Origin of the sequence: Bacillus halotolerans (assembly GCF_004006435.1) — a bacterium.
Classification (GTDB): Bacteria; Bacillota; Bacilli; order Bacillales; family Bacillaceae; genus Bacillus; species Bacillus halotolerans.
On sequence record NZ_CP029364.1, the window covers coordinates 1,532,441 to 1,552,906 of the forward strand.

Consider the following 20,466-nt stretch of genomic DNA (forward strand, 5'->3'; position numbering starts at 1 on the left):
CAAGTCCCCCTTTGTCGTCCGAAGCGAATCAGACGCACCAATATATGATGAAATTATTACTGCCATGTTACAAATTATATTAACTATAAAAGAAAAAAACGAAGATTACTAGCTTTTTTTCCCCTTTTTGAACTTTCAAAAAACAGGACCTAAGTCCAATAAAAAACCTGTGCGAATCGCACAGGTTTCTTTTTATTGATCCAAACCGAGTTTCTTCAGCTGTTCCGCCAGCGCATTGTTAATCGGTTCGTCTTTATTTTGTTTTTTCATATAAGAAGAGACGTCCCGCTTTGTAGCGCGCCCTTTGTCTTTGTTTTTCCGTTTTTCAAATACAGAAAGCTTCTCACGGTGCCCGCAAACACACGCGAAGGTCTGGCCTTCTCCTTGGCCGCGAAGCTCCATTCTTTTATGGCAGTTCGGGCAGCGCGCGTTTGTTTTTCTGGCAAGCGTTTTTCTGCTTCCGCATTCCCGGTCCTGGCACACGAGCATGGTGCCGCGCTTGCCGTTGACCTTCAGCATCATTTTGCCACACTCCGGACATGCCGTTCCCGTGATGTTATCATGTCTGAAGGTTTGGCTGCTGTTTTTGATTTCTGTTACCGTTTGCTTAGCATAAGCCTTCATGTCTTTAATAAAGACAGCGGATTTTAATTTTCCGGCCGCAATGGCGGACAGCTTTTGTTCCCACTCTGCCGTTAAGGCAGGTGATTTCAAATCCCCAGGAACGAGCTGCAGGAGCTGTTTTCCTTTTGAGGTGATAAAAATGTCTTTGTCTTTTTTCTCAATTAAAAAGCTGTTGAACAGTTTTTCGATAATATCGGCACGCGTTGCAACCGTGCCGAGACCGCCTGTTTCGCCAAGCGTTTTGACAAGGCCTTTTTCTTCTCCCTGCATAAAGGCGCTTGGGTTCTCCATAGCTGACAGCAGCGTCCCTTCATTAAAACGGGCCGGCGGTTTGGTTTGGCCGCTTGTTTCAGTTAATGTGCGAACAGTGAGCGAGGCGCCTTTTTGCAGAGCCGGCAGCGTCTGATCTCTGTCGTCCTCCTGCTCGTCATCCTCGTCAGCCATATCATAAACAGCTTTCCAGCCTTGTAACTGTACGGTTTTTCCCTTCGCCGTAAAGGTTTCTCCGCCGATTTCTGCCATGACCTTTGTTTCTTCATATTCGAAAGCCGGCATCAGCACAGCCAAGAAACGTTTGGCAATCAGGTCATACAGCTTGCGTTCTTTATCGCTGAGACTGCTGAGAACAAGCGGCTCTTCAGTCGGGATAATCGCATGGTGGTCTGACACCTTAGCATCATTGACGTAGCCTTTGTGCGATTTGATGCCGCGCTTTTTAATTTGAGTGACATATTGGGCATACGGTTTCACTTCCATGCCCTCCAGCCGGTCTTTTAAGGTTGGGACAATGTCACTGGATAAAAACCGTGAGTCTGTCCGCGGATATGTGACAAGCTTGTGCTGCTCATACAGCTTCTGCAGAACTGAGAGCGTTTCTTTGGCGGAAAATCCGAAGCGTTTGTGGGCGTCCCGCTGGAGTTCCGTCAAGTCGTAAAGCGCAGGAGCAAAGCTTTTTTTCGCTGTTTTTTTCAGTTCAGCGACCACCGCCTGTTTTCCATCAAGTTCTTTTAGCAAACGGCTTGTCACGCCTTGATCGAATGTTCTCGTCTGCTTCGATTTTTTGTCCTGCCACGTCAGCGTCATTCCATCGACTGCTGCGCGAATGCCGTAATACGGTACAGGCTTAAAGGCTTGGATGTCCGCTTCGCGCTTGGCAATCATGGCTAGCGTCGGCGTCTGCACACGTCCGCATGAAAGCTGGGCATTGAATTTTGTGGTGAGCGCACGGGTCGCGTTAATGCCGACAATCCAATCCGCTTCTGCTCTGGCAACGGCTGAGTGGTACAGATTTTCATACTCTTTGCCGCTGCGCAGCTTTTGAAAACCTTCCTTGATCGCTTTGTCCGTTACAGATGAAATCCACAGCCGTTTGATCGGTTTGCGGACGTTCGCTTTTTCAATGATCCAGCGTGCGACGAGCTCACCTTCCCGGCCGGCATCAGTGGCGATGACGATCTGATTGACGTCCTTGCGGGTAAGCTGCGCTTTCACCGCATTGAACTGCTTTCCGGTTTTTTTGATGACCACTAGCTTTAGTGGTTCAGGGATAATCGGCAGATCCTCAAGCCGCCATGATTGAAATTCTTTTCCGTAGCCTTCCGGATCAGCAAGTGTCACCAAATGGCCTAAAGCCCATGTGACAATATATTGATCTCCTTCGAGATAACCGTTCCCTTTTTTATGGCACTTCAGCACCCGGGCCAAATCGCGGCCGACTGAAGGTTTTTCAGCTAATACAACTGTTTTTGACATGCTTGATCACTTCTCTTTCTTTCACGCTCATCCTTTTATTATAACAGACTTGACCAAGCACTCTCTAACCGCGCCCGTTTTTTGTATCAATTTCTGAGAAAATGACGTGAGTGACGGTTTGGGCGTAAGGTGTTGTTTTGTTGATGAAAGCTTCTACTGCTTCAAGGCTCTCCGCGTTGATTTTCAGTATATAGCAGGCCGCTCCCGCAATCCGGTAGCAAAATTCAATATTCGGCAGCGTTTGAATGTAGCTTTTGAATCGATCGTAATCCCCGTTTTTGACGGTTGCCTCGACAATACAGGAAACCGGAAGGCCAAGTTTTTTCTGATCAACCTCCAGCGTATATTGCTTAATGATGCCAAACGATTCCAGCTGTCTCACCCGTTCGGTGACCGATGGCGGGGACAGCTTAATTTTCCTTCCTAACTCCCTCATGGACAAACGGCTGTCTTTTTTCAGTTCCGCAATGATATTCAAATCAATTTGGTCAAGTTTCATATCAAAATCCTTCTTTTATTTTTGTTCACATTATCTCGGGAATTTGTGTAAATGACAAGACTGAGGCCCAAGATAGATTTTTTAAATATGAATGTTTTCCGAACATTTTCTGAAACTTGTCATATATGCCCGCCGGATTGTTTATAGTATAGATGAAAACGTGTCCACAAGGAGGGCGATTTATGCTGCAAACGCCGATCGGAAGACTTCGCACGATGGGTTTTATTGAAGGAATGTCACTCTTAATCCTGCTTTTCGTCGCCATGCCGCTCAAATATTGGGCAGGCCTTTCGCTTGCGGTAACAATAGTCGGTTCTGTTCACGGCGGATTGTTTATTTTGTATTTGCTTGTGTTGGCCTATGTGACGTTCTCTGTGAAATGGTCGCTGAAATGGTCAGCCGCCGGTTTCGTCGCCGCATTCGTCCCATTCGGAAACTTTTTGTACGACCGCGGATTAAGAAACTTTAAATAAACGATAAAGCGGCATGATGTGCGCCGCACTGTTAAGAAAACTGCTTGGATCTGCTTCAGGCTGTTTTCTTTTTTAACCCAATCTTCATGTGATAATGATACAGCAGTTAAAGGAGATGGAATGATGACGAAGAGGATTCCCTACGACCAAATAGCACCTGATGGGTTACATATCATGATGAATATGGAGGCATACACGAAAACATCCGGCATTAACCGGACAACAAGAGAGCTAATGAAAATAAGAGCATCACAATTGAACGGCTGCGCCTACTGCATTAACATTCATACGAAAGATGCCCGAAAAATGGGAGAAACCGAACAGCGCATTTACGGATTAAACGCTTGGGAAGAGTGCAGTTTTTATACACCTGAAGAAAAAGCAGCATTATTGCTGACGGAGCATGTCACTTTTATTTCTAACAAGCGTATGCCTGATGATGTTTATCAAGAGGTGCGTAAATTTTATAATGAAAAAGAATATGTTGATCTCATCCTCATCATTAATCAGATTAACAGCTGGAACCGACTCGCCATCTCTATGGGCAACATCGCCGAATAAATAAAAAGCTGACCTTTTACCAGGTCAGCTTTTCGCTATCAAAACCATTTTGTCAGCCACGCGATATAATATGCGCCAGGGATAAACATAAGCTGGGCAAGAAGTGTGCCCGCCACCCTTGACGTCACCATTGTCACAGAGGTCCATTTCAAATAAATATAGCTTCGTTTTCCTTTTGCCACATCATCGGCAAGAACAGACACTTTCGGGTCAACAAAAATGGCCAGCAGCATCGTCGCAATCCCGTTGATTAAGCCTGATGCCATAACCGCCGTCGTGCTCCGCTCGGGTGCAAGCAGCCCTGCGTACAATGCGGAGAGCACGCCAATTGTATAAATGGACGTAATCAGCATGTTGATGACAAACAGCCGTTTTGGAATCAAGCGCATGTGAAATCCCTTCAAATACGAAGCAGACGGCAGACGCAAATAGGAGCAGGCATTTTTAAATCCATTCTTAGAAAATCCTTTCCGAAAAACTTGTAAAACGGAGCCGCCCCCGCCCGCCAAGTGGATGATCGCACGTGAAAACAGGGCGACAAACGACGGGAGCAGGATAATGCCCACAATAGTCCCAACCGTCGAGCCAAAGATCAGGAACCGGAACTGCTCGCCTACGAGTGTCAGCGCGTTTTTTCCGGCATCGTCAATTAAGCGCCCCGTGAAGGGCTGCTGCACCATGTTCGACATCCTTGACACGATTACCATGACATTAAACAAGGAAAGCGCGGATGCAATAAACCCTACCCGGGCCCCTGAAAGCCTTGTGGCATAGGCAAGGGTCTCTATTGAGTGAATCAATAACAAAAAACAGAAAATAAAAACGACTTGTGTTGTAATGACATGCACGGTATTCTTTCCTCCAGTTTCATCCTAGTGATAAGACTGAAGGAAACAACGAGAAGTTTCATGTGTGATTTGTTTTTTTCACAATAAAAAACCGCCGGCTTACGCCGAGCGGTTTGTCTTATTCTTTTCTATACGCAAATAAAGATTATATTATCCGCCGATTCGGGCGGGTTCGATTCATGTAGCATTGTTCCGAAGAATCATTCTGGAAAGTAAACACCATGGAAATTTCTTGAACACAAGACAACGAAAGCCCTACCTCTCAATCGTCACTGCGGCTCCGAAGCCGCGCCGGTGTGAATTGTAAAACAAAAAAGTCTTTTTTCCATCTCATCGTTAGGGGCGATTTGTTATGAAGGAAAAGAATAAGGGCAGCTGGTTTGCTGCTTGTGAAGCGGTAAAAGCTTCTCTCTCAAAACAGAAAAAAGAAGTTTACTTTCTTTTTTATTTGCTTATTTTTCTTGCTTAGCTATTCATGATAACATATCGCCCCTGCAAATACAAACTTTTATTATAATTCGAGTGAGACTGGTGTTTTCTCTCCCGCATTCATTAGCCTGATATCTTCCGGTTCGATTTCAAGAATCACCAGATTCGGGTCATCCTTGCCGTCGAACCAGCGCTCCAATTTAGAACTCCAGATTTTGTCTTTCAATTCTGATGAATTGTTTATTTTTGCTTTTCCTGTGACTTCGACATACGCATCGCCAAAGCCTTCACAATCATAACCTAATAAAATGTGCACATTAGGGTTATTCTCAATTTCTTCAGCTTTATGAGTTTCTTTGCTTGTCGGTGTATAAATCGTCAGCCCGTCATGGAAAAAAGTCATGTAGCGGGAATGCGGTTTGCCCTTTTGAACCGTTGCGAGCGAACCTACTTTATGGTGATCTAGAACATCAAGCACTTTTTGTTTAATATCTTGCTGATTCATCTCGAATCACTCCTTTTTAACGTCTCCGCTGTTACTTTTCCACATCCGGGAACGATTTAAACAAGAAAATGCGCTCTTTATTTTTCTGCTTCCCATTCACGCTTTAACAGACTGTAATAGACGAGGTCGTGGAACTTGCCTTTAATGAATATACCTTCCCTTGCTGTTCTTTCCTCTTGAAAGCCGAGGCGCTCCGGGATCGCTCTGCTTTTGTGATTTCCGACAGCCGCGCAGATGGCAACCCGATTCAATTCCAGGTCCTGAAAAGCATATGTGATGAGTGCACGGCAGGCGGCAGTGATAATGCCTTTTCCTTCGTATTCCCCGTCAATCCAATAGCCAATTTCCGCTTTTTTATTCACTTGGTCAAGGTTATGCAGGCCAATCATGCCGCACAAGCTGCCGTCATACAGAATCCCCGCTTCGATTCCGTTCAGGTCAGCATACTGACGCCGCCAATCCGGAATGAGGGTTTCCCTGTACGTTTCGGCATCACTTGGATTTTCAGCCCAGAATAGCCATTGGCTGATTCGCTGTTGGTTCTCATGAATGATCGCTGCCAGCCGATCCGCATCCTTTGGCTCCAATAACCGGATGGTAATGTGCTCGTTTACACTGCAGGTGAACATCTCCTTCGCCCTCTTTCCTTTTTTACCCATTATAACGGTGTTTCCGTTTTTTTCAATATAAAAAAAGGATGGGCTTTTTAAGCCTCATCCTTAAATTCTAGGATCGGTAAAGATATCGTGTTTGTCTGTGCTAGTTGAAGACATTTCCGTTACGACTGCGCCTTCCTCCCCGGCCTGGAACCAATGCTTCGTGTTCGGCGGAATTGTATATTGCCCGCCGGGTTCAAGCTCGATCTCATGCCAGACTGTATAGTATTCTCTATCCTCTTGAGGAGGAAGAACCTTTGGAAGCTGCGTTTTTTCTCCTTCAACATAAAGATACACTTTTCCGTAGCGGCAGCGGAAGGTCTCCTGCTTGCCTTCCTGCCCGTCAACCGGCGGATGGCGATGCTCCGGGCAAGTCTGTCCCGGAAACAGCACCAGTTCCTTTGAACAATAACGGTCTGTATTCACATAGACAAAGAGCTGGAGCCCGGATTTTCGTTCTTTTCCCAAGCCGTAGTCCATGAGCTGAATTTGTTCTACTTCATCATCCGTTAAGACAATACCGGCTTTTTGATAGTAGCTGTTTACTTCTTCTTTCATGATGCTCATTTCCTCACTCCCTCTTACGTCGTCACAAAATCTCCGCCATTTACATGCAGCGTTTGTCCTGTCATATAGGATGATTCATCTGATGCCAGCAGCACATAGCAGCCGACATGCTCAACAGGCTGACCCGGACGGCCCATCGGCGTATTTTGCCCAAATTGAGCGACTGTATCTTCTGAGAATGTAGACGGAATTAACGGTGTCCAGATTGGTCCCGGCGCTACCGCATTTACACGGATACCGTCTTTGACAAGTGCCTGCGCCATTGTTCTTGTAAAGGCATTGATCGCGCCTTTCGTTGCCGTATAATCAATCAGCGTCGGATTACCGCGATAAGGGTTAATGGAAGTCGTATTGATGATCGCGCTGCCTGGTTTCATATAATCAATTGCTTTTTTAGTCAAATAAAATTGTGAATAAAAGTTTGTTTTGAATGTGCGGTGAAGCTGTTCGCTTGAAATATCTTTGATGCTTTCCTTCGGATGCTGCTCACCGGCATTGTTCACAAGGATATCCAGACGGCCGAGTTCATTGACTGTTTTTTCAACCGCTTCATTACAGAACTCCTCTTCGCCCACATCTCCGGGGATTAAGAGACATTTCACGCCTTCTTGTTCAACGCGTTTTTTTGTATCTTCAGCATCTCCCTGCTCATCCTTATATACAATGGCGATGTCAGCGCCTTCCTTTGCGTAAGCGACAGATACCGCACGTCCGATTCCGCTGTCACCGCCTGTAATGAGTGCGACTTTTCCTTTTAATTTATCCGCACCTTTATAATGCTCGTATTCATATACCGGACTTGGATTCATTTCGCTTTCGATTCCCGGCTGGCGATTTTGGGTTTGTGCCGGCAGTTCTTTCGGATAGTTTGCCATGATGATTCTCCTCCTTTGTTTTTCATGTCTATTTGTTGTGTACCTCGTGCATACTCTGGGTAAACATGGATGAGCACCTTCGGAATGCTTTATCAGAAAAATGTTTCACATGAAACGCAAGGAGGAAAATGATGTGAAAAGGAGGTTGCTGAATGATTAACATGCTTTCTAAAAAATTCAGCAGACCGAAGGGGATGTTCGGCATACTTGCCGGATACATCATGGCTGCTGAAAATAAAACACTGAATCAGTGGACAATAGATCAGCTTGGCTTAACACGCGGAGACCGCATTCTAGAAGTCGGTTTTGGACCGGGATACTGCATGAAGCAGATGCTGAAACGCGAAAAGAGCGTTCATATTCATGGGATTGATATATCAGAAACTATGCTGAAGCTGGCTGCACACAGATTAAAAACAGACCGTGTTCGCCTGATACAGGGCAGCATTGAAACGTTCCCCCTCCCCGCCGCGTATTACGATAAAGTCATTTCCGTTAACAACTATACGATTTGGAAAGACCAGCAAGAAGGCATCAAACAGATTTTTCAAGCATTAAAACCTGGCGGCAAAGCAGCCATTACGATGCAGCCCCGGGAAGCAGATGCCGGTCCCGAGAAAACTGAATCGTTCGGTAAACAGATGCTCGCTGACCTGAAAGCGGCAGGCTTCAAAGATATTGATATCCAATATAAAGATATTAAACCTGAGCTTTCAGTCTGTGCAACCGCAAAAAAGCCCGTCACATAAATGACGGGCTTTTTCTTTTATGAATGTACGGCTTGCTTGCGCAAGACGTCTTTTTTCACTTTGCCGAGATTATTTTTCGGAAGTTCCTTTACGAATTCGATTTCAGGAATTTTGTATGCGGACAAGCGTTCTTTACAAAATGCAATGACATCCGCTTCTGTTATTTCCTGAGTGCTGTTAGTGACGATAAAGGCTTTTGGTTTTTCTCCGTACAGCTGATCCGGTATCCCGACCACTGCTGTTTCAAGGATGCCCGGGATCTGCTGGATGACTTCTTCAACCTGATCAGGATAGACATTGTCGCCTCCGTAAATAATGACATCCTTGTAGCGTCCGGTGATGAAGATAAAGCCGTCCTCATCCACGTAGCCTGAATCTCCGGTTCTGAACCAGCCGTTTTGCAGCACTTTTGCTGTCGCTTCAGGGTTTTCCTCATAGCCTTTAAATAAGAATGGGCTGTGCACCACGATTTCTCCGATTTCACCTTGCGGCAGCTCTTCTCTCGTCTCAGGATCTTCTACCTTGACTTGAACATCAGCAACGGGTTTACCGGCAGAGGCCGCTTTATCCATTCCCATTTCAGGAACCCATGTGCTGATTCCCCAAGCTTCTGTGCTTCCATAACCGTGAGCGAGCTGGATGCCGATATCAAGATACCGCTGAATCAGGCTGCTAGGCACTTTTGTTCCGCCTGTCATCAAAATGATGAGCGAGGACAGATCGGTTTGATGTTCTTCCCACGCCTCAAGCAAATATGTGTAAAACACAGGAAGGGCCATAATCGTTTGAATTTTTTCTTCTTCAATGACCTTCAGCATACGAACGGGATCTTGATCCTTTGTAAAAATAAACGTGGTTCCCGCAAACGTTCCAAGCATGATACAAATAAGCGCGCTTGTATGATAAATCGGGTGGCACGCAAGAAAACGCAGATTTTTCATTCGTGCGCTTGAGCTATTTGACTTTGATACGTAATTATATATACCGCCATGGGTGATCATGCATCTTTTCGGGTTTCCTGTTGTCCCTGACGTAAACATCAGAAGCGCTGTATCATCCGGAGAAACCGTTTCTGCTTTTGGTAAATGATCAGGTCCTGCAAAAAGCGCTTCAAACACTGGAGACGTCTCATACGCTGTTCCTGTTTCCATGATCAAACGCACAGAAGACAGCTCAGGCAGCACTTCATCCATTATCTCTTTAAATTCCGTTCCGTAAAACAATGCTTTCGGTTCACTTGCTTTTAAAATGCCTGTCATCTCGTATGGTTTCAGCTGCCAGCTGACGGGCACTACAACGGCCCCGATTTCAAGTGCGGCAAACATAATGGTTGATGCGGGGTGGCCATTTTTGCAAAGTAAAGCCACACGGTCGCCTTTTTGAATTCCTTTTTGAAGCAGAGCATTCGCCAGCTGATTGATCCGTTTGTGATATGCTGCATATGTCAGTGTGTGGGCTCCGCTTTTTACAGCTTCTATTTCTTCGCTATCCGGCATGTCATGCAGAATCAGATGCTGTAATGTTTCCATATTGTCATCTCCTATATTCTCTTGAATCTTCAATAATTTGTTAGATTATCTTCCTTACCTCACCCATTTTAACCCAAAAAAGATAACTTGTAAAACTATTTCATTTTGGAATTATTCCATTACAGAATGATAAAATAGTCCCGCATTTTTTTATTTTGTGCTGCATCCATACAAAAACACACGCCTTTTTTTGGCGTGTGAAATAGGTGATTACGGGATGTTTTTTTCTTTCATCCATGTGAAAAAGATGCGGTTTAAACGCTGATACAGTTCTCGTTCCCCTTCCTCCTGAAAGCCCGCCATGCTTTCTCCGCTTTCAATAATGGCAGAGCTGATCGCACTCAAAATCTCTGAGCCTTCAGCTGATAATGTGGCCGGTGCCATCATGACGAGAATTCTTGTCATATCGAGGGTATTTCCGTCCATGCCATTAACTTCAAAAGATGTGCTGAGGTCATACATTTTGAAAAAAGGCAGGACGATATGATCATTTTTGAGATGATAAAGCGCCATGTTTGTACCCGGTATGCCCAATCCCCCTTGTTTTTCGCGTTCTGCAAGGCAATCCGCCGCTTTTTTCGGATCTCGGATGAGGCCATCCTCTTTCAGCTGTTGAAAAAGCTCAAACAGCAGCATGCCGTGATCCGGCTTTGTTTTCATTTCAGTGAGTGAAAAATGGCGCAAGACGTCTTGAATCACCGCCATGTATCGTCCCACGCTTTCCGCCGCTGCCAGCATGTCAGGGATGTCGGCTTGCCGCGTTTCTTCCTTCGGGCTTCTTTTTTTCTCAAGAATGAGCGGGATTTTCCGCTTGATATACTGCTTCACCTGGTTTGCGTCTTCCTCATTTAAAAGCGGGCTGACCATAATATAGTCGATGTTTTGATAAGGGATCGGCACAGTGGACACAATCATATCATAGGCATGAGTGTCGCGGTCCTTCAGCTCGATCAGTGATGACATATCAAACGATTCAATTTCAGGCAGCTCTTTCTTCAATCTCGAAGCAAGCATTTTCGAAGAACCGATTCCGCTTGAGCAGACAACAAGCGCTTTCACTTTTGCTTCTTCTTTTTTGATTTCAAGCGCTGAACCGAAGTGAAGAACGATAAAGGCGATTTCATCATCAGAAAAGGACATGTCCGGGAAAAATTTTTCCACGCCCTCTTCTATCGCCATATACAGCAGAAAATAATCGCGCTTGATCTGTTCCTTCATTGGATTATAGATGTCGATGTTTTCTTTCATGCGGCTGATGGCCGGCTCCAAATGGGCAATCAAACCTTCATATAAAGAGTAGTTTTTCGTCAGATCCATTCTGATTTTTTCTGAAATAAAAGCGATCAGCCGTTTTGTTTGCAAGGCTGTTTCAAGCTCTATTTCCTGCGCTCTGTATTCTGTTTTGTATTTGCGGTTGGCGCTTCGCAGATGGATCGTAATATAGCCGACCTCCGCTTCCGGGATCGTTACGCCGAAAGCACGTTCAAGCTCGCCCGCGATTTCCAGAGCGGAGCTGTATTCTTTTGCACTCTTGAGTTCATCAAGCTCGCTCTCTTCCATGCTGATCGTCTCGCCAAGTTTAATGCGTTCGATCGCAAACGTCAGATGAACGACAAGCGCTATATAGGAGCTGTCAGATAGAGAAAATGCGATTTTTTCTTTCAGCTGGAATAAAATCCGCTCCATTTTTAACAGCTCGCCTTTGCTGACAACCCCGAACATCTTCTCGGAGGAATCGGCTTTTCCTTTAATGTTTAATTCAACCGCTTCCAAAAACATTTGGATATCGAGGCGGTTCACAATCAGATTGCCGACAATTTTTCGTTTCGCGTTCTCTGGCCCCATGAGCTGGATGCCAAAGCCTCTTTTTCGGATCAGTGTTAACCCGAACGGAGAAATCCATTTCTCCAGCTCATCTAAATCGTAGCTGACCGTAGCATTGGTGACCTGCAGATCATGAGCGAGCGTGTACAGCTTCACCGGTTCTTGGGACTCTAATAGCGAACAGAGAATCAGCAGTTTTCGTTCGTCGGCGCTGTATTCATGCTGTTCATGTGACAGCTCGGTGAGCAGCTTTTGTTTATCTTCGGGACTTCCTACCGCCTTCAAGCCTTTGCCGGGCTGTTTATCGAGCTTGAGCCCCACAGTCTCCATCAGCGGCTTGATTGATTTCAGCTCCCTGTGAATGGTTCTGGTGCTCACTTCCATCAGCTCAGCCAGCTCCGTTACGGTTACATATCGGTTCAGTAGTAATAAATGCTTTAAAAGCTTTTGTTCTCTTGCAGTCATATACATAAAAAGGCCTCCAGACATTCGTGATGTGCGGATGAAGTCGCATGGAGATATAGGAAGAGGAAAAAAAGAGGGTTTCTATATTAATATAAAACGCTTTCAAACAGGATTCAATCACTTATAAATGGGAATTTGGCACTAAGCGGTGTGACAATATTGAAAAAGCATCAGCCGTTATGCTGATGCTTTTTCTTTATGGTATATCGTGGCCTTGTACGGCTGTATAAATACGGAACCACTGATCCTGATCAAGCTTATACGCCAAGGCGTTTACCGCGGCGGAAATACGCTCGCGTTTTCCGCTTCCGACAATCGGCATGATGCCGGCCGGATGCGTGAACAGCCATGCGTACATCACCTCGTCCAATGAGGCAGCACCGATTTCAGCCTGAACAGTTTCAAGCGCCGTGCGAATGCGCCGATCTTTTTCCGTGTTTCCGGCGAATACTTTACCGCCTGCAAGCGGCGACCAGGCCATCGGAGAAATCCGTTTTTCCTGACACAGGTTCAATGTGCCGTCCTGAATATTTTCTAATTCATATGCGGAAAGCTCAATCTGATTGGTGACAAGCTTTTCAGGCAGATACGATTCCAGCATCCGATATTGATGGCCTTTAAAGTTCGACACACCGAAATATCTGACCTTCCCGGAGCTTTTCAGCGCATGAAACGCCTCAGCCACTCCTTCCGGGTCCATGAGCGGGTCCGGTCTGTGAATCAGCAGCACATCGATATAATCCGTTCTGAGATTCAAAAGCGACTGTTCAACAGACGCGAGAATGTGTGTTTTGCTTGTATTATAATGGTGCGATCTGTGAGCAGGGCGTTCAGGTGATTCAAGAACGATGCCGCATTTTGTGACCAGCTCTATGTTTTCCCTTAATCCGGGTGAAAGGGCAAGAGCATTTCCAAACCCTTTTTCGCACGTGTAGCCCCCGTAAATATCCGCATGATCAAAGGTGGTAATGCCTTGATCGACACACCACTCAATGAGACTGAGCAGCTCAGCGTCTGAATAGTTCCATTCATTCAGACGCCAAAGCCCGTGTATCACTCTTGAAAATTGAAGATCCTCCGCCAAATGAATACGCTGCATGCAAAATCCCTCTTTTCTTTATAAACCGGGTTTTTGCCCCTTACTAGATCATTCGGCCTCAGACGCCCTTTTTCCTTTCACTCCCGTTAAAAAGGTTTTATTTCGATTGAAATTGCTTTTTTGCTTTTTCGACTACGTAGTGGCTGCCGCCGTGATCTTGAACATTTTGAATCATCATCGCGACAAGCAGGTCTTTGTTTTTATAGTCATAGCCGACGAACCAGCCATTTTCGGTGCCGTCTTTATCATCCTTTGATTTTTTCAGCTCGGCTGTTCCCGTTTTTCCAGCCACAGTGATTCCTTTTACGACAGGCTGATACGCTGACCCGCGCTCATCTTCGACTACGCCTTTCAACCCTTTTGTAATATCGGCGGCTCCTTCTTTTGTGAGCACTTGTTTGTGCCAGACATCAGCGGTTTGTGAGTCTTTCTTGATAAGCGTCGGTTTCACGAGGTCTCCATTATCGACAAATGGCGTGTAAGCTGCCGCTAGGTGAAGCGGAGACATCTGCATTTGTCCCTGTCCGTAGCCTGTATCCGCAAGCAAAATGTCTGAGTCAAGCTTGTCGTTTGCGATTGACGATTGCTGGACTGGGAATTCAAATGGAATATCCTCTGCAAACCCAAATGTTTTCATGCCTTTTGTAAAGGTGTCCGCTCCCATATCAAGCGCGTTTTGCGCAAAGTAAATATTGTCTGACGTGATCAGGGCATGTTCCAAATCCACTTGCTCTAAGCTGTCAGACACTCGTGTAACAGAATAGCCGCCCCAGCTTGAATCTTTCTGCCACTGTTTCCCTTTGATAGTTTTCTTCTCTGCGGCTTTAAGCGTGCCGTTTTTCAGGCCGATAGCAGCAGCGATCGGTTTAATCGTGGATCCTGGTGCATATGTTTTGTTGAATTTCGCCGAAAACGGATTGTTTTTGTCTTCGTTTAGTTTTTTCCATTCTTTATCGCTCCATCCGAAGATAAATCCGTTTGGATCGTAAGAAGGCGCGCTGACAAGAGCCAGTGTTTCACCTGTCTGCGGCTGCAGTGCGACTGCCGCCCCGCTGTCATCCTTCAGCTCGTCATAAAGCTTTGTTTGCGTTTTGATATCAATTGTGAGATGTAAATCCTCACCGTCTTTCGCTTTCGTTTCAGCGATGACTTCGCCGGTTTGCGGAACGTAGATTTTCCATCCTGTTGTGCCTCTGAGCTTATCTTCATACACATTTTCAAGACCTGCGATTCCGATGTTTGACGTATCGCTGTATGTTCCGTCTTTCTTTTTCTTCAGTTCTTCCGCCGTAATCGCGCGAACGTAGCCTGTCAGATGGGCTGTTTTTTCGCCATACGGATAATAGCGCGAGCTGACATTTGTTCTTGTGACGCCTTTTAATGACGTCACCTCAGACACTAACTTTTCTTCGTCCGGTTTTACTTTTTTGACCGGCACGAATGAATCATCTTTGACCCAGCTTTGTTTCAGCTTCTGGTTGATGTCATCTTCAGTTACATCCAGTTTTTTCGCGAGCTCTTTTATGACTTTCTCTTTTTTATCGCCAAGTTCTCCGGGAATAATTCCGATTTCTGGAACATCTGTGTTGACGGCTAAGCCTTTCCCGTTTTTATCGTAGATTTGGCCGCGTTTCGGTTCAATGCTGGCGATTTGAACGGTTTTGTCATCAGCCAGCTGCTTGAAAATAAACGATGGGTCCCAATCTATATTCCATGACTCCTCATCATCTGTTTTTTCTTTTTTCAGCACAGCGGTATTTTTAAAGCTGACTTTGCCCGCATTTGTGTCCATGCTGACTTTGTATGGGATGTGCTTCATCGTTTTATTGTCTTTATCATCCTCGTCCACTTTTCCCGCAGTGACTTTCAGATTTTTTACGCCTGCCTGCTCATAGATGGTTTTATATCTGCTGACGAAATCCTTTTTGGAGATTTCTTTTTTTACATCTTTGGTCAGGCTTTGATACATGTCATCGAATTGCTGATCGTTCCACTGTTTTACGAATGCTTCCATTCGGTCCTCTGGTGAATCTGTTTTGGAGCATCCGATTAATCCGATCAGCCCGATACATAGAAATAATAGTAGAATACACTTTTTACACATGACTTTCCCCTGCCTTCCACTTGTTATTTTCTCTTAAATGAATTAGTACGTGCAAGATTTTTTTGAAAATGAAGGAAAAGGTTCATCGATTTTGCAGAAATCTCCTTTCGTTTCCTGTAAACTATTTGAAAAGAGGAAAGAAGGGATCGCATGGTCAGAGAAGCAGCTATGCTTCATATTAAAGAGGGGCTTGAACAAGAATTTGAGGACGCGTTCCGGCTGGCGGCGCCGATCATTGCCGGAATGAAGGGCTATATCACACATTCTTTATCAAAATGTATGGAAGAAACACATAAGTACCTGCTGCTCGTAGAGTGGGAAACGCTTGAGGACCACACTGAAGGCTTTCGCGGGTCTTCCGAGTACAAAGAGTGGAAAGCCTTGCTGCACCGGTTCTATACGCCGTTCCCAACGGTTGAACATTTTCTGGATGTATCATAGATTTATATCATATAAAGCGTAAAACCGATGAGAGAAACAGACCAAACGAAAACGGCAGTATAGATGTTAAATGCTCCTGAGCTGTCGTTTTCTTTTTTGCGTTCTTCAAGCCCCTGAATAAACATGACAGCGCCCAGGAAAACGAGCATGACCGATTGGATAACAGAGGTGTGTTCCGTATAGTTAAAAGCGATAAGCGCCAGTATGATAATGATAACCGCAAAAGACATTTTAAAAATGCGAAACAAAAGGACCATCCTTCCTTATATACGAAATATTGAGCGTTATGCCTATATTTGCCTTTGCCCTCCATTATTCTAGCGCACTTTTTTTGTATATAGAACATGAGACGGGGAAATTTAAGTTTCTTTTAATATTTGAATTCATATAAAAAACGCGCCAGTGATCAGGCGCGTTTTCTATGAAACTGATAATTCTCGATAACCTATTCCTCGGAGCACTTCGGCCATTGCCTGATAGCCGCTGCTATTCGGATGGACACCGTCGAAAGACAGGTATTCCTGCTCTTTCCCTTTAAAGACACTGTAAACATCAGCGATTTTAACATGAGGTGCTGTTGCCAGCGTTTTCAAATGCGAATTAAATGAAGTAATCCATTGATCAGCAATGCCAATGCCGGGAAACGGGTTGTATAAATTAAAAACACGGATGGCGTAAGGTGATGGATCTGACCCTTTGATATTGGCGATTTGGGCAATCATCTTTTCAAAATTCTCATGACAATGCGCGGACGCACGGCTGAAAATCGTTTCATCCTGAGAAGATTGATAGGATAATACAGATTCAATGAGATCATTTCCGCACCCTGTGATCGTAATCATATCAGCGGCTTGAATTTGTTTTTGCACATAGGGATATGACAGGAGCCCGAGGATTTCCTCTGTATCAAGACCGGATTTGGCGAAAACCGATACGGCTGTTTTTGATTTCAGATCGGCTTCCATCATGTCTCTGAAGCGCTGGACAAATCCTGCAGAAAACAGCCCAGAGCCTCTCCCCGTCGTTAAAGAATCTCCGAGCGCTGTATACTGAAGCACCATGATCTTTCCTCCACTCATGAACGTCGATACGTTAATGTACGCAGCAGAGAAAAGATCGGCTACTTATGGATACCCTATTTTTCTGGAAATCTGCAAAGCGGCTTGTTTTACCTTTTCCGTTAAGTATGGCAGCCTGTCTTCTGTAAATCTCGCTTCAAACCCTGCAATACTGATGCCGGCCGCCACCTGGTGATGATGGTTAAAAATCGGCGCGCCAATAGCGGCCGTATAGTTTTCAAGTTCTGAATAGCTGACGGTATAGCCGTTTTGCACCGAGGCCTCAATGGCCTCAAGAAGCTTTGACGGATCTGTAATGGTCCCTGAACCGATCGGAATGAGCTCTGTCTGTTTGATGTACGCTTCAATTTCTTCACGGGGCAGAAAGGACAAAATGCTCCGGGCACATGCCCCGGCGTACAGAGGAGAACGCCGGCCGATTGCAGTGTAGAGGCGAACGGTCTGTGTCCCTTCAATCTTCTCCACGTAGATCGCTTCATTTCCGTCCCTCATGATCAAATGAACGGCTTCATCTACATCGCGGCAAAGCTCTTCCATCACAGGCTTGGCTATTTTTCTGATATCGAGTCTGTCCGCGACAAGCTGTCCGAATTCCAAAAACACCAGTCCCAGCGTATAAACGCCGGATGGGTCTCGATTGAGGAACCCCATTTCTTCCAGTGAGCTGACCATTCGGTGAACAGAGGTTTTCGGCATTCCTGACAGGGAAACGAGTTCGCTTAAAGTAAGGCTTGGTTCATGCAAAAACAAATTGAGCAGCGCCATAGATTTCACTACGGTTTTGTTTTTATTCTGCATCATTCCATCCCCTTTGTTATGTCAGCCATTCCATTTTCATTCTTGTTTTCAGTTCTTTTAGATGCGCTTCCCGTTCAATGAAAAGCGCTTCCGCTTCCTGAAGGGATACAGGCTCAAATTGGACGTGCTCACCCGGCATGATTTGCGAGGCAATCGGAAGATCAGCTGAAATGATGTGAGCGATCCTCGGATAACCTCCCGTCGTCTGCCGGTCTGCAAGCAGGATAATCGGATTGCCGTCAGGCGGCACCTGAACTGTCCCAAATGTAACCGCCTCTGACACCATCTCAAGCGGCGCCTTCAATTCAAGCGGTTCCACTTTGAGCCTGTAGCCCATACGATCGGACTGCGGAGTGACACGAAACGTTTCTTCATAAAACCGCGTTTTCGATTCTTCTGTGAAAAAAGAGAATTGTTTTCCTTCCAGCACTCGGATCACCGGATTCTTTTTTAACGGCAGAAATCTGTATCGGCTGACTGACCAGTTCGGCGCCGCAAATCCTCGCTGGCCAAGGTGTTGGCTCAAGCGGGAGACGATGGTTTTCGAAAGAGATGACATCTCTCCGATCGGCAGTTCATCTTCCTTCTGAAGCGCTCTTCCGTGAAATCCGCCGATGCCCGCTCTGACATACGTGCTTTTGCTTTCCATCACAGCAGGTACATTGAAGCCGCCGGCTGTCGCCAAATAAGCGCGGCTGCCGAGTTTGCAGGGGCCGAAGGTGACCGTGCTGTTTCCCTTAACGAGCACAGGTTTCCAAAGAGGCGCTTCCTCATCATTCACACGCAGGGTAAAGTCCGCTCCTGTTACGGCAATCAGCATTGGTTCTGACACATAAAGCGACGGGCCGGGACCCATCAGCGTAATTTCAAGGCCGGCTTCTTTTTCGCTGTTTCCGATCAGCAGATTTGCGATTCGAAGCGATACCGTGTCCATGGCGCCGCTTGCCAGCACGCCGTATTTTTGATACCCCGTTCTGCCTATATCCTGAACCGTTGTGAGCAGTCCGGGCTTTAACACTTTCATGCTCAATTGGACTCCTCCTTATAGGCGTGATAGTCATCCTCTGAGATGCGGACAAATGTAACAATATCTCCTGCTCTTAATAACGTTGGCGGGTTTTCCTGCGGCCGGAATAGAGCCAGCGGCGTTTTGCCAATCAGCTGCCAGCCGCCCGGTGTCGAAATCGGATAAACGCCTGTTTGCAGTCCCGCAATTCCGACTGAACCGGCGGGAATCGATGGTCTTGGCGATGATTTCCTTGGAGCTGCAATGCGTTTGGACATCCCGCCTAAGAAAGGAAACCCCGGTGCAAAGCCCAGCATATACACCACATATTCACCGCCTGTATGAATCTCAATGACCTCTTCGGGTGTGAGATGATTGATCTTCGCCACCTCTTCTAAATCAGGCCCGAATTCACCGCCATAGCAGACGGGAATTTCAACGATGCGGCGGCTGCTTTCATAATCAGCCGTTAATTCTCCGAGCCGCTTATGAATATCGCGTTTCACCTTCTCAAAAGGCGAGCTGATGCCTTGAGGCAAATGCTTATACACTTCATATATATCATAAAATACGGTAAGACTCGTAAAAGCCGGGATACATTCAATGAATCCCGGAAACGGCTGTTCTTCTATATAAGCGGCAGCGGCATGGACAAGACCGTTTACTTGCTCGCTTATTTCTTCTCCAAATCGGATCATCATTGCAGAATCACCGAGCTGTTCGATTTGTAATCGTTCAGTCATCTTTCTCACCTCGTTTATTTCTCGTTCATCAGGAGGACGAGAGGTTACAGCACCGCAAGCGACTCGTCTCGAATATCTGTGATGAGCATATGCCCCGGCGCATGTGTGATGACCATTTCAGGTTTTACATTCATAGCCACAGCTTGCGGAGTTACCCCGCATGCCCAAAATAGAGGAACCTCGCCTTCACGAACAGAAACGGCATCTCCGAAATCTGGATTGCTCAAATCCTGTATGCCGATCGCTTTTGGATTGCCGATATGAATCGGTCCTCCGTGCACAGCCGGAAAACGCGAGGTCACCTGTGCGGCGCGTACAGCGAGCCGTTCAGGAACCGGTCTCATACTGACAACCATCTGTCCATGAAACGGCCCCGCCGGAACACAATCTATATTCGTTTTGTACATTGGAACGTTCGTCCCCTCGTCGATATGTCTGACGGGTATTCCATGATTGATCAGCGCTTGTTCAAAAGAGAAACTGCATCCGATCAGAAAGCCGACAAAATCGTCCTCCCAGTATGGCGTAATATCAGATACCTCATCTGCCAAAACACCGTGCCTGTATACACGGTATTTTGGAAAATCCGTTCTGATATCCGCATCTGGCGCTGCAAGCGACGGCACAGGCGAACCGGATTCCGTCACATCCAGCACCGGACAGGGTTTTGGATTCCGCTGGCAAAACAGCAGAAAGTCAAATGCCAGATCTTTTTTCAAAATCACAAGGTTCGCTTGAGCATAGCCGCCGGACATTCCGGCGGTCGGCCCGTTTATTTTCCCCTCTCGTATAAGCGCGCGCACATCTCTTGGCGCCATCTTGTTCAAATGATCCACTCTT

The 20,466-nt window shown here is 46.0% G+C and carries 21 protein-coding genes; 4 read left to right on the forward strand and 17 right to left on the reverse strand.

Going from position 1 to position 20,466, the window contains the following annotated elements; all coding sequences use genetic code 11:
- Positions 1-192: 192 nt before the first annotated feature.
- A complete protein-coding gene (locus DIC78_RS07805) occupies positions 193-2,376 on the reverse strand; it encodes a DNA topoisomerase III (protein WP_127695952.1) in 2,184 nt (727 codons plus the stop codon).
- Positions 2,377-2,440: 64 nt separating this feature from the next.
- Positions 2,441-2,875: a transcriptional regulator LrpC gene (lrpC, locus tag DIC78_RS07810; RefSeq protein ID WP_010333071.1), complete on the reverse strand. Its 435-nt coding sequence runs from the start codon at positions 2,873-2,875 to the stop codon at positions 2,441-2,443.
- 182 nt (positions 2,876-3,057) lie between these two features.
- Between lrpC and DIC78_RS07815 the strand changes: the two genes are divergently transcribed.
- A complete protein-coding gene (locus tag DIC78_RS07815) occupies positions 3,058-3,348 on the forward strand; it encodes a DUF3817 domain-containing protein (RefSeq protein ID WP_010333070.1) in 291 nt (96 codons plus the stop codon).
- Positions 3,349-3,471: 123 nt separating this feature from the next.
- Complete coding sequence (locus DIC78_RS07820; protein ID WP_127695954.1) at positions 3,472-3,909, forward strand: carboxymuconolactone decarboxylase family protein; 438 nt, start codon at positions 3,472-3,474, stop codon at positions 3,907-3,909.
- Between the two features lie 38 nt (positions 3,910-3,947).
- Here DIC78_RS07820 and amj read toward each other — a convergent pair whose 3' ends face one another.
- From amj to DIC78_RS07845, 5 genes are all read right to left on the reverse strand, one after another.
- On the reverse strand, positions 3,948-4,757 hold the full coding sequence (amj, locus tag DIC78_RS07825; protein ID WP_127695956.1) for a lipid II flippase Amj: 810 nt from the start codon (positions 4,755-4,757) through the stop codon (positions 3,948-3,950).
- A gap of 511 nt (positions 4,758-5,268) precedes the next feature.
- Complete coding sequence (locus DIC78_RS07830) at positions 5,269-5,691, reverse strand: pyridoxamine 5'-phosphate oxidase family protein (protein WP_024120258.1); 423 nt, start codon at positions 5,689-5,691, stop codon at positions 5,269-5,271.
- Positions 5,692-5,768: 77 nt separating this feature from the next.
- The gene (locus DIC78_RS07835) at positions 5,769-6,320 is read right to left on the reverse strand and encodes a GNAT family N-acetyltransferase (RefSeq protein ID WP_105991485.1); all 552 of its coding nucleotides are present in this window, start codon (positions 6,318-6,320) and stop codon (positions 5,769-5,771) included.
- 90 nt (positions 6,321-6,410) lie between these two features.
- Complete coding sequence (lyxE, locus tag DIC78_RS07840; protein WP_106020984.1) at positions 6,411-6,914, reverse strand: D-lyxose ketol-isomerase; 504 nt, start codon at positions 6,912-6,914, stop codon at positions 6,411-6,413.
- 14 nt (positions 6,915-6,928) lie between these two features.
- Positions 6,929-7,789, reverse strand: a complete 861-nt coding sequence (locus DIC78_RS07845; protein WP_095714102.1) for an SDR family oxidoreductase — start codon at positions 7,787-7,789, stop codon at positions 6,929-6,931.
- A gap of 152 nt (positions 7,790-7,941) precedes the next feature.
- Here DIC78_RS07845 and DIC78_RS07850 point away from each other — a divergent pair, with 152 nt between their 5' ends.
- Entirely contained in the window at positions 7,942-8,538 is a 597-nt protein-coding gene (locus DIC78_RS07850) for a class I SAM-dependent methyltransferase (protein WP_174754406.1), read from the forward strand.
- A gap of 17 nt (positions 8,539-8,555) precedes the next feature.
- Here the strand turns inward: DIC78_RS07850 and DIC78_RS07855 are convergent, their stop codons facing one another.
- The 4 genes from DIC78_RS07855 to DIC78_RS07870 form a co-directional block, all read right to left on the reverse strand.
- A complete protein-coding gene (locus tag DIC78_RS07855; protein ID WP_106020986.1) occupies positions 8,556-10,067 on the reverse strand; it encodes a class I adenylate-forming enzyme family protein in 1,512 nt (503 codons plus the stop codon).
- Between the two features lie 210 nt (positions 10,068-10,277).
- Entirely contained in the window at positions 10,278-12,362 is a 2,085-nt protein-coding gene (locus DIC78_RS07860; RefSeq protein ID WP_106020988.1) for a BglG family transcription antiterminator, read from the reverse strand.
- 190 nt (positions 12,363-12,552) lie between these two features.
- Complete coding sequence (locus DIC78_RS07865) at positions 12,553-13,455, reverse strand: aldo/keto reductase (RefSeq protein WP_095714100.1); 903 nt, start codon at positions 13,453-13,455, stop codon at positions 12,553-12,555.
- 97 nt (positions 13,456-13,552) lie between these two features.
- The gene (locus tag DIC78_RS07870; protein WP_024120250.1) at positions 13,553-15,559 is read right to left on the reverse strand and encodes a penicillin-binding transpeptidase domain-containing protein; all 2,007 of its coding nucleotides are present in this window, start codon (positions 15,557-15,559) and stop codon (positions 13,553-13,555) included.
- 150 nt (positions 15,560-15,709) lie between these two features.
- Between DIC78_RS07870 and DIC78_RS07875 the strand changes: the two genes are divergently transcribed.
- Positions 15,710-16,000, forward strand: a complete 291-nt coding sequence (locus DIC78_RS07875) for an antibiotic biosynthesis monooxygenase family protein (protein WP_024120249.1) — start codon at positions 15,710-15,712, stop codon at positions 15,998-16,000.
- Between the two features lie 2 nt (positions 16,001-16,002).
- On the opposite strand, the gene DIC78_RS07880 is transcribed toward DIC78_RS07875, so the two are convergent.
- The 6 genes from DIC78_RS07880 to DIC78_RS07905 form a co-directional block, all read right to left on the reverse strand.
- Positions 16,003-16,248, reverse strand: a complete 246-nt coding sequence (locus DIC78_RS07880) for a YczI family protein (protein ID WP_010333057.1) — start codon at positions 16,246-16,248, stop codon at positions 16,003-16,005.
- A 171-nt stretch (positions 16,249-16,419) separates the two neighbouring features.
- Positions 16,420-17,061, reverse strand: coding sequence for a spore germination lipase LipC (gene lipC, locus DIC78_RS07885; RefSeq protein ID WP_106020990.1), 642 nt, complete (start codon positions 17,059-17,061; stop codon positions 16,420-16,422).
- 63 nt (positions 17,062-17,124) lie between these two features.
- A complete protein-coding gene (locus DIC78_RS07890; RefSeq protein WP_101864002.1) occupies positions 17,125-17,877 on the reverse strand; it encodes an IclR family transcriptional regulator in 753 nt (250 codons plus the stop codon).
- A 16-nt stretch (positions 17,878-17,893) separates the two neighbouring features.
- Positions 17,894-18,901 carry a 5-oxoprolinase subunit C family protein gene (locus DIC78_RS07895; protein ID WP_127696917.1) on the reverse strand — a complete coding sequence of 336 codons (1,008 nt, stop codon included), beginning with the start codon at positions 18,899-18,901 and terminating at the stop codon, positions 17,894-17,896.
- Positions 18,902-18,903: 2 nt separating this feature from the next.
- A complete protein-coding gene (gene pxpB, locus DIC78_RS07900) occupies positions 18,904-19,626 on the reverse strand; it encodes a 5-oxoprolinase subunit PxpB (RefSeq protein ID WP_127695958.1) in 723 nt (240 codons plus the stop codon).
- A gap of 44 nt (positions 19,627-19,670) precedes the next feature.
- Positions 19,671-20,444, reverse strand: coding sequence for a putative hydro-lyase (locus DIC78_RS07905; RefSeq protein ID WP_127696918.1), 774 nt, complete (start codon positions 20,442-20,444; stop codon positions 19,671-19,673).
- Positions 20,445-20,466 lie beyond the last annotated feature (22 nt).